The sequence below is a fragment of the Brachyspira sp. G79 genome, assembly GCF_002379365.1.
Classification (GTDB): Bacteria; Spirochaetota; Brachyspiria; order Brachyspirales; family Brachyspiraceae; genus Brachyspira.
The window spans coordinates 1,308,350-1,317,434 of sequence record NZ_JQIU01000008.1 but is presented as its reverse complement, the minus strand read 5'-3'; the positions used below and the strand labels follow the sequence as shown (position 1 = coordinate 1,317,434).

Annotated in this window: 8 protein-coding genes; 5 read left to right on the top strand and 3 right to left on the bottom strand. The window is 27.9% G+C overall.

The annotated features are described in order from the left end of the window. Nucleotides 1-150: 150 nt before the first annotated feature. A complete protein-coding gene (locus tag KQ44_RS07175; RefSeq protein ID WP_240516530.1) occupies nucleotides 151-1,170 on the top strand; it encodes a TonB-dependent receptor in 1,020 nt (339 codons plus the stop codon). 59 nt (nucleotides 1,171-1,229) lie between these two features. Beyond that, nucleotides 1,230-4,010 (top strand): DNA polymerase I, encoded by a 2,781-nt coding sequence (gene polA / locus KQ44_RS07170; RefSeq protein ID WP_096736841.1) that lies wholly within the window; start codon nucleotides 1,230-1,232, stop codon nucleotides 4,008-4,010. 405 nt (nucleotides 4,011-4,415) lie between these two features. Here polA and miaA read toward each other — a convergent pair whose 3' ends face one another. The 3 genes from miaA to gmk are packed head-to-tail and all read right to left on the bottom strand — an operon-like array spanning nucleotide 4,416 to nucleotide 6,334. After that, nucleotides 4,416-5,339: a tRNA (adenosine(37)-N6)-dimethylallyltransferase MiaA gene (gene miaA, locus KQ44_RS07165; RefSeq protein WP_096736840.1), complete on the bottom strand. Its 924-nt coding sequence runs from the start codon at nucleotides 5,337-5,339 to the stop codon at nucleotides 4,416-4,418. Next, nucleotides 5,278-5,757 (bottom strand): hypothetical protein, encoded by a 480-nt coding sequence (locus KQ44_RS07160; RefSeq protein ID WP_096736839.1) that lies wholly within the window; start codon nucleotides 5,755-5,757, stop codon nucleotides 5,278-5,280. The genes miaA and KQ44_RS07160 overlap by 62 nt, the downstream gene beginning before the upstream one ends. A 25-nt stretch (nucleotides 5,758-5,782) precedes the next feature. Next, nucleotides 5,783-6,334, bottom strand: a complete 552-nt coding sequence (gmk, locus tag KQ44_RS07155; protein ID WP_096736838.1) for a guanylate kinase — start codon at nucleotides 6,332-6,334, stop codon at nucleotides 5,783-5,785. Nucleotides 6,335-6,588: 254 nt separating this feature from the next. Here gmk and gltX point away from each other — a divergent pair, with 254 nt between their 5' ends. From gltX to KQ44_RS07140, 3 genes are all read left to right on the top strand, one after another. Then, complete coding sequence (gene gltX, locus KQ44_RS07150; protein WP_096736837.1) at nucleotides 6,589-8,034, top strand: glutamate--tRNA ligase; 1,446 nt, start codon at nucleotides 6,589-6,591, stop codon at nucleotides 8,032-8,034. 17 nt (nucleotides 8,035-8,051) lie between these two features. Next, nucleotides 8,052-8,444: a response regulator gene (locus KQ44_RS07145; protein WP_096736836.1), complete on the top strand. Its 393-nt coding sequence runs from the start codon at nucleotides 8,052-8,054 to the stop codon at nucleotides 8,442-8,444. A 197-nt stretch (nucleotides 8,445-8,641) separates the two neighbouring features. Then, on the top strand, nucleotides 8,642-8,902 hold the full coding sequence (locus KQ44_RS07140) for a hypothetical protein (RefSeq protein ID WP_096736835.1): 261 nt from the start codon (nucleotides 8,642-8,644) through the stop codon (nucleotides 8,900-8,902). The last annotated feature ends 183 nt before the right edge of the window (nucleotides 8,903-9,085 follow it).

Below are 9,085 nucleotides of genomic sequence, written 5' to 3'. Positions count from 1 at the left end.
AGATAAAAACCTACAAAGTCAAAGAATATAGCAGGATTAATTAAAGAGTATGCTAATATAGATATAAAAAATAAAACAGTATATTCTCAGTCTACTTTTATATTAAATGGTGAAATATTAAATAATGAAGAGAAAAAGGTTTATCTTTTTTTGTATGATAAAAATAATATAGATTCTATAGATATAAATTATTATGTTTTGAGCGGATCTATAGTGTATAATATTTTAAGTAAAAAATATGCCGAATCAGAAAAACTTTTATATGTCAATCTATCAAGAGATGTTCAAATGGATTCAGATAAAACTATTAAATATAAGAAAACTCAGACAAATGAAAGTAAAACTACAGGAAAGATGAATTTACTTGAATATAATTTAAAAAATGAAAATAATAGTTCATTAAAGTTTAACCTTAATACTTCAGGAGAAGAGCGGGGAGGAAGTACTAAAAAAAGTACATCTGCTGATTTTAGGTCATATGTTAATGGAGATGTGAATTTTAATATAAATCCAATTAAACAAATAACATTTACAGGAAAATATTTTGTTAATATGCAGACGGATATTGCCCTTCTTAATAAGGGATATACTAACAATATAAAATCACAGAATCTCTATCAAGGAGGAAATGTAGGATTAGCATTAAAGCCCCATGATATAGTAACAATAGAGGCTGTATATTTTGTAAGTTCTAAGAAAAATTTATTAACTAATAATAATCAGTATTTAACTACTCAAGGAAGCAAAACAAGTATAACTTTCAGTATACCTGTAAAGGATATTAATTCTACAATAAAAATAAAAGGGAATTATTCATATTTAATAGGACAAAATTTATATAATGTAAGCGTACAAAATGACAGTCTTCCAGGACTTCCAAGACATCAGTTTAATACTTCTCTTGAATATGTGTATAGTAAAAACAGTAAATTTGAGGCAAGTATTCTTTTTAATGTTCAGTATATAGGTGATAAATACAATAATACAACAAAATCAGAAGCCGACAAATCCTATACTACTTTTGATGTAATAAGTTCATTTGTATTTAAAAAAGATATATCATTAAAATTGGGTATAAAAAATATATTGGATGTAAAATATGAAACTATTAAAGGATATCCTATATCAAGCAGAGAATATTTTGTAAATGTTTCTGCAAAATTACGATAATAATTAAGTTATAGTTTAATATTTATTAATCTATTAAAATAATAGTATATGGAAATATTATGAAAAAAACTTTTCTTATTATCGATGCTTTTGGTATACTTTATAGGTACCACTTTATTTTTCTAAAAAGACCTCTATTAAATTCTAAGGGGCAGAATGTTTCATCTATTAATGGTTTTATGAGAACTTATTTTTCTCTTATAAATACATATCCAGCAGAATATACAGCTATAGCTTTAGACAGCTCAAGAAAAACATTTAGAAATGAAATATATAAAGAGTATAAAGAAAACAGAGAAAGTATGCCTGATGATTTAAGAAGTCAGATACCTATACTTTATAATTTGATAGATGCTTTGGGAATATCAAGAATAGTTCTTGATAATTATGAGGCTGATGATATTGTAGGAACTATCTCTGAAAAAAATAAAAAAGAGAATATTAAAACTATTATTTACTCTCCAGATAAAGATATACTTCAGCTTGTTTGCGATGATGTTAGGGTGGTGGCTAGTAATAAAGATAATGAGCTTATGGAGTATAATGAAGAGACTGTTAAAGAGAAGAGGGGAGTTTATCCTAATCAAATAATAGATTTGCTTGCTTTAATGGGGGACGCTTCTGATAATATACCGGGAGTTAAGGGAGTAGGGGAGAAAACTGCTTTAAAACTTCTTGAAGAGTATAAGAGTTTGGACGGTATATATGAAAATATTGATTCTATTAAAGGAAAAGTGCAGGAAAAATTAATTGAATCAAAAGACATGGCATATATGAGTTATAAACTTGCTACTATAGAAAAAAATATAAAAGATTTTAATTTGGATTATAATGAGATAGCAAAAAATAAAATAAATATTGAAGAAGTTAATAAAATATTAGATGAACTAGAATTAAAACAAATAAGAGATAAAATTAATTCTTATATATACGGAGTAAGCATTAAAAAAGAAGAAAAGGTAAAAATATCAAATAGTACTTCTGGTTCATCTAAATCTGAGGAGAATAAAGAAGATAAAAAAGATGAAAGCCCAATACTCAGTGCCAAAGATAATAAAGCAAGCTATTATTTAATAGAAAATGAAACAGAATTAAAAAATTTATTAAATGATATTAATAGTAAAAAATTAGTATGCGTAGATTTTGAAACTACAGGTCTTGATGTATTTAAAGATACTATAATAGGAATATCTTTTGCGATAAGGTCTAATGAAGCATTTTATTTAGATTTAAGTTGTAGAACAAATATAGATAAAGATAAATGCATGAATATGGTATTTGAAACTTTAGCTAAAGAAGATATAAAAGTTATAGGGCATAATCTTAAATATGAATACAAGATGATGAGGGCTATTAATAAAAGTTTTGGAAATATGTATTTTGATACTATGGTAGCTGCATATTTGATTAACCCAACAAGAGGAAGATATAATATGGACGATTTGGCTATTGCGTATCTTTCATATAATACCATCAAATACAGCGATATAACAGATAATGCTAAAAAAACTTTATTAGAAGTACCTTTAAAAGATGTTGTTGAATATGCATGCGAAGATGCAGATGTAACATTTAGATTTTATGAGTGCTTTGCTCCGCTTTTAAAAACACATAATCTTGAGGAATTATTTTTTAATATAGAAATGCCTCTTGTAAGCGTACTTGCTGATATGGAGTTTGACGGAGTATATATAAGCAGCGAAAAGATGAAAGCATTATCTGATGAATACTCTTCTCTTTTAGAAAAAACAAAGAAAAAAATATATACAGAGGCAGGGGAGGAGTTTAATATTCAGTCTCCTAAACAGCTTGAATATATATTATTTGATAAAATGGGAATACCTCCTACAAAGAAGACTAAAACAGGATTTTCTACCGATGAGGAAGTATTAACAGAACTATCACAGAAATATAAAATAGCTGAGTATATGCTCACATACAGAAAATATGCCAAATTAAAAAATACTTATCTTGATGTATTTCCTACTTTGATAAATGAAAAAACTGGAAGAATACATGCTTCATTTAATCAGACAGTAACAGCTACTGGACGTTTATCATCATCAGAGCCTAATTTGCAGAATATTCCAGTGAGAGGAGAAGAGGGTAGAGAGATAAGAAATACATTCATAGCTGAAAAAGGAAATTTACTTATAGCAGCTGACTATTCTCAAATAGAATTAAGACTATTAGCACATTTCAGTAATGATCCTGCATTAGTAGAAGCATTCAAAAATAATGATGATATTCACAGAAAAACAGCAATGAAAATATATTCTGTAAGTAAAGAGCATGTAACTGCCTCAATGAGAAATATAGCTAAAATAATAAACTTTTCTATTATTTACGGTAAAACAGCATTCGGACTTTCAAAAGAACTTGGTATAAAACGAAAAGAAGCTGAAGATTTTATAAAAGGATATTTTTCTACTTATTCAAGGGTAAAACCTTTTTGTGAGGAAGTTGTTGAGGAAGTAAGAAATAAAGGCTATGTTCGTACTATGTGCGGAAGAATAAGAGATTTATCTAAGACTATAAACTCATCAAATGCTATGGCTAGAAATGAGGCTGAAAGAATGGCTTTGAATACCCTTATTCAGGGAAGTGCTGCGGATATGATAAAGGTAGCTATGGTTGCTATACATAAAGAGTTTAAAAATCATTTTAAAACTGCAAAAATAGTTATGCAGGTGCATGATGAATTAGTAGTTGAAGTTTCAGAAGCAGAAGTTGATAAGGCTATGACTATAATGAAAGAGATAATGGAGCATTCGGTAAAAACTAATGTGCCTATAACAGTTGATATACATAAGGGTATGAGCTGGGGAGAGGTTCATTAAAATTATTATATAAATATTAAATTTTGGTATATACTGGAACGGTTTTATTTTGTCAACGGATGCACTTTATATAGAATTATTAACTTTTTTGCCGCACAAAAAACTTGCTGCCAAAGACACGCAGAGCGAAAAACTCAATTGCTAGAACTTTATATTTAAAATATATGTATTAAATGTATGGTAATACATAAAATTTAGTCTACACCTTGCCTACGGCATGCAGAGCGAGGTTGACTTTGTCAAATGTAGTTCTTTTGGTTCTTTTATATCAATAAAAGAACTTGGGGTACGGCACGACTGTGTGCTTCGCAGCAAAGCCCTGCAAATATTTTAAATTAAAAAAATTAATTTTTGACAAATTGTAATTGTTTAGGTATAAATTTAATAATGTTATTATTTTACTAATTAAATATTATAAAAATTTTTTATTGTTTCAGCTACTTTATCCAAATCATTTTCATTTATCCTTATATGTTCTTCTCTTCTAAACCAAGTAAGCTGTCTTTTAGCAAAATTTCTAGTACGCTTTTTTATAAGTTCAATAGTTTCTTCCAAAGACATAGAATTATTAATTAAATAATCATAAACTTCTTTATATCCTATAGCCTGCATAGATGTATAACTATTATCAATACCCATATCTATGAGTTTTTTTACTTCATCAACAAGCCCGTTTTGAAACATTATATCAACACGTTTGTTTATATTATCATAAAGAATGTCTCTTTCAATATTGATTATATAACTTAAATATTCTAAATCTATCACAGGTTTTCTCTGTTTTTTTAATTCTGAAAATTTTTTTCCAGTGTTATAGTAAACTTCCAAAGCCCTCACAACTCGTCTGCTGTTAAACCTATCTATATTTTCAGCAGTTTCTTTATCTATTTCTAAAAGTTCAGAGTATAGGCTTTCAAGTCCGTATTTATCTATTCTGTCATAAAACTCTTTTCTAATCTTTATAGAATTTTCTTTGCTGTCATTTTCTTCATCAAATATTCCGTATTTTATGGCGTCTATATAAAATCCAGTACCGCCTACACCAAATATAGGTTTATTATCAATACTTTCAATAACATTTTTAAATATATCAAGGTATTCTTTTATATTGAAGTTAATATTAGGTTCAAGGATATCAACCATTCTGTAGTTATATTTACTAATTTCTGATTTGGTAGGTTTAGCTGAGCCTATATCCATATATCTATAAACTTGTATGGAGTCTATAGATATTATGGCGGCATTATTAAAATATTTGTCTATTAATTTATGAGCAAAACTGCTTTTTCCTGATGCAGTAGCACCAGATATAAAAACTATTTTTTTCACTTTGTTTATTCATCTTTCTTTTTAGAAGCTCTTTTCTTTTTTTAGGTTTTTCATCATCTTCCTGATAATCTTCATAATCATCATCAGAATCATCTATATCAGTAGATGTATATTCTGTTGCTGTTTCTTCTTCTGAAGTATCTTCATCAGATTTGTATTCATTTTCATCATATACAGTTTGATTATGTTTGAAAGGTGCTTCTTCATCTATAGTCATATCAACACCTTCTTCGTATTCATACTTAATTTTTCCATCAAGTATATTTTTCATAACAGTAGGTATGTATTTTCCCCCTCTGTATTTAGTTTCTCCTTTAAGAAGTGAAGAACCATTTTTTGCTAATTCTATCATAGCTCTGCTAAGTTCATAGCGGTTACCTTTATATTCTATAAGTTTCTCTAACGGTATTATACCCATATATTAAACTCCATATAATTGATTTTTATAGTTTAGAATTGATAGCTTCTTCTAATTTTGTATAAGCTTCTTCAATATCATTATTTTGTATAATGACATCGAACTTATCTTTATATTCCAATTCTCTTTTGGCATTCCATATTCTAAGTTTGATACTTTCTTCTGTTTCAGTGCCTCTTTCTTCTAGTCTTTTCTTTAATTCCTCTATAGAAGGAGGGGTTATGAATATATAATTTGCATCTATACCTTTTTCTTTTATATATAAAGCCCCCTGAATATCTATATCCAGTATTAAGATAACATTTTCATCGTCAGCCTTTTCTAATTCTTTGAAAGATGTTCCATAGTAATTATCATGTACTGAAGCCCATTCTATAAAATCGCCTTCATTAATCATTTGTTCAAACTTTTCTTTGTCTATAAAATAATAGTCTTTGCCTTCTACTTCATTAGGACGCTGAGGTCTGGTGGTATAAGAAACGCTGAAAGTTGCGTTGGGGTGATTGGATAGATATTTTTTTATTAAAGTAGTTTTACCTGCAGCTGATGGGGCTGTAACAACAACTATATTACTCATATTACACCAAATATAGAATTATAATTAATTATATCATAAACCTTAAAAAAAAGCAAGTTCTAATATAAAAAATCAATTAATATATAAATTACTTAATATATACTGTAAATAAATATTGTTAATCATAAGTTAAGATATTTATAATCATTATTTTGCTTAAAAATTTATTTTTGCATAAAACATTTATATTAATTGATATTTATTTGTTTTGATGTATAATTAGGAAAGTTTAAAAAGAACAAGGAGTAATTTTTATGTCGGATATAAGAGTTCGTTTCGCTCCATCTCCAACAGGTTTTTTACATATCGGAAATGCTAGAACTGCTTTATTTAATTGGCTATACGCCAAAGCTATAAAAGGTAAATTAATTTTAAGAATAGAAGATACCGACCAAGAAAGAAGCACAAAAGAAGCTGTTGACATGGCTATAAAATCATTAAAATGGCTTGGTATAGATTGGGACGAGGGTCCTGAAGTTGGAGGAGATTACGGACCATATTTTCAGTCTGAAAGACTTGATATATATAAAAAATACACTGAAAAACTTATGGAAGAGGGTAAAGCATACTATTGTTTTTGTACTTCTGAAGAGTTAGAAAAAAAATCTAATATGCAGAGAACTCTTAATCAGCCTATTATCTATGATGGAAAATGTAAGGATATACCTTTAGAAGAGGCTAAAAGAAGGGTGGCTAATGGAGAGCCTGCTAAAATAAGATTCAGAGTGCCTAAAGGTCAGGTTATTACTTTTGATGACTATGTAAGAGGAATTGTAAAGACAAACAGTGATGAAATAGGTGATATTATTATTGTAAGAGAGAATGGTTTTCCTACCTACAACTATGCTGTAGTTATAGATGATATGCTTATGAAAATTTCTCATATTATAAGAGGTGAAGATCATATATCAAACACTCCAAAACAGATACTTATTTATCAGGCATTAGGTGCTGAAGTTCCTAAATTTGCTCATACTTCATCAATACTAGGAAATGACAGAAAGAAATTATCAAAAAGACATGGGGCTGCTACTTTAATGGAATATAAAGATGAAGGATATCTTCCCCAGGCTATGAGAAACTTTTTAGCTTTGCTTGGTTGGACGCATCCAGATGCTTTGGAGACTATGGTTGATGATGATATGATTAAAGCTTTTAAATTAGACCGTTTCTCTAAAAGCCCTGCCATTTTTGATACTGCTAAATTAAGACATTTAAATGCTTGGCATATTAAAAATACTGATTTGGACGAAATAACTAAACTATTTATACCGTATTTAGTTAATGGCGGATTTTTAAAAGAAAATTATACAGAAACAGAATATGCTTGGGCTAAAAAGTTAGTATCCGTTATAAGACATAACTGCGTTGTTTTATCAGATATTGTCAAATATGTACCAGTATTTTTTGAAAATGATTTTGAGCTTACAGATGATATGAAAGAGCTTGTAAACAAAGAAGAAAGTAAAAAACTTCTTCAATTTATTAAAAACGATATAGAAAATACTGACGAAATCACAGATGAATATATGAAAGCATTAATTAAAAAAGCACAGAAAGAAACAGGATTAAAAGGACCTAATCTATACCACCCAATACGTTATGTATTGACTGGAAGTGCCGCAGGAAGCGAATTATCTCATATATGCGAACTTCTGGGCAAAAAAAATGTTCTTTACAGACTATCTAAATACATTTAATATTGGGGAATTAAAATATGATAAATGGTAAACCTTTAATACTTGCTGTAGATGATGAAGAGCCTATTAGGGATCTTATCACATATACTTTAGAACCTCATAATCTTGAAGTTGTTACAGCAGAAAATGGCAAATCGGCTATAACTATATTAGAGCATAATCCTGTAGATGTTATTATTACAGATTTGCTTATGCCTTCTATGACAGGTCTTTCTCTTATAAGAGAGATGAAAAAGAGAAAGAGTTCTATACCTATTATAATAATTACTGCTTACGGCAATACTGAAATGGTAAAAGAGATTATTGCTGAGGGAGTATTCAGACTTATAGAAAAACCTCTTGATTTTGATGTAGTAGTTCCAATAGTTTATGAGGCTATAGAGTATAAAAATAAGCAGGAAGATAAATAAATTAATTATTGATATAAAAAAGGCTTGAGTTAATTAAAAACTTGGGTATTTTATTTTTATAATTAAGGAATAATTATGTTTTTTTCAATAAAAAATTACACTTTCCTCCGCAGCCTGTATCAGGGGATAGTTATACTAATTTCAAACATATTAATGATGAGAAATTATATACTGATAATGAATATACATTAGAGTTTTTGAAAAATAGTTTAGATAATGATATAGCAGAGAAGAAGAATATTTCTTATCATGCATATTGGTATGGAAAAATAAATGAAAAACATGTTTTTTCCATAAAATCTCTTTTATGTACACAAGAAAATAAAAAAGTATATTTATGGATTGATAATAAAACTATAAAAGAAAATTTAAACAATAAATATATTAGTGAAATAGAAAAGTATATTGAAATAAAAACTTATAATCCAAAAATTGAAATAAAAAAATACATGCTTTGAAAAATTTGATTATATTTTTAGTCAAAATAAAAATTTACCAGCTAGAGCGGATGCTTTTAGATTATTAATACCATATAAATATTTATCTGAAAATAAATATGAAGGTATAATATATTTTGATTTGGATGTACGTTTTTTTTAAGAGATTTTTCAAATATATTAAATGATAGTTTCTGTTATCAA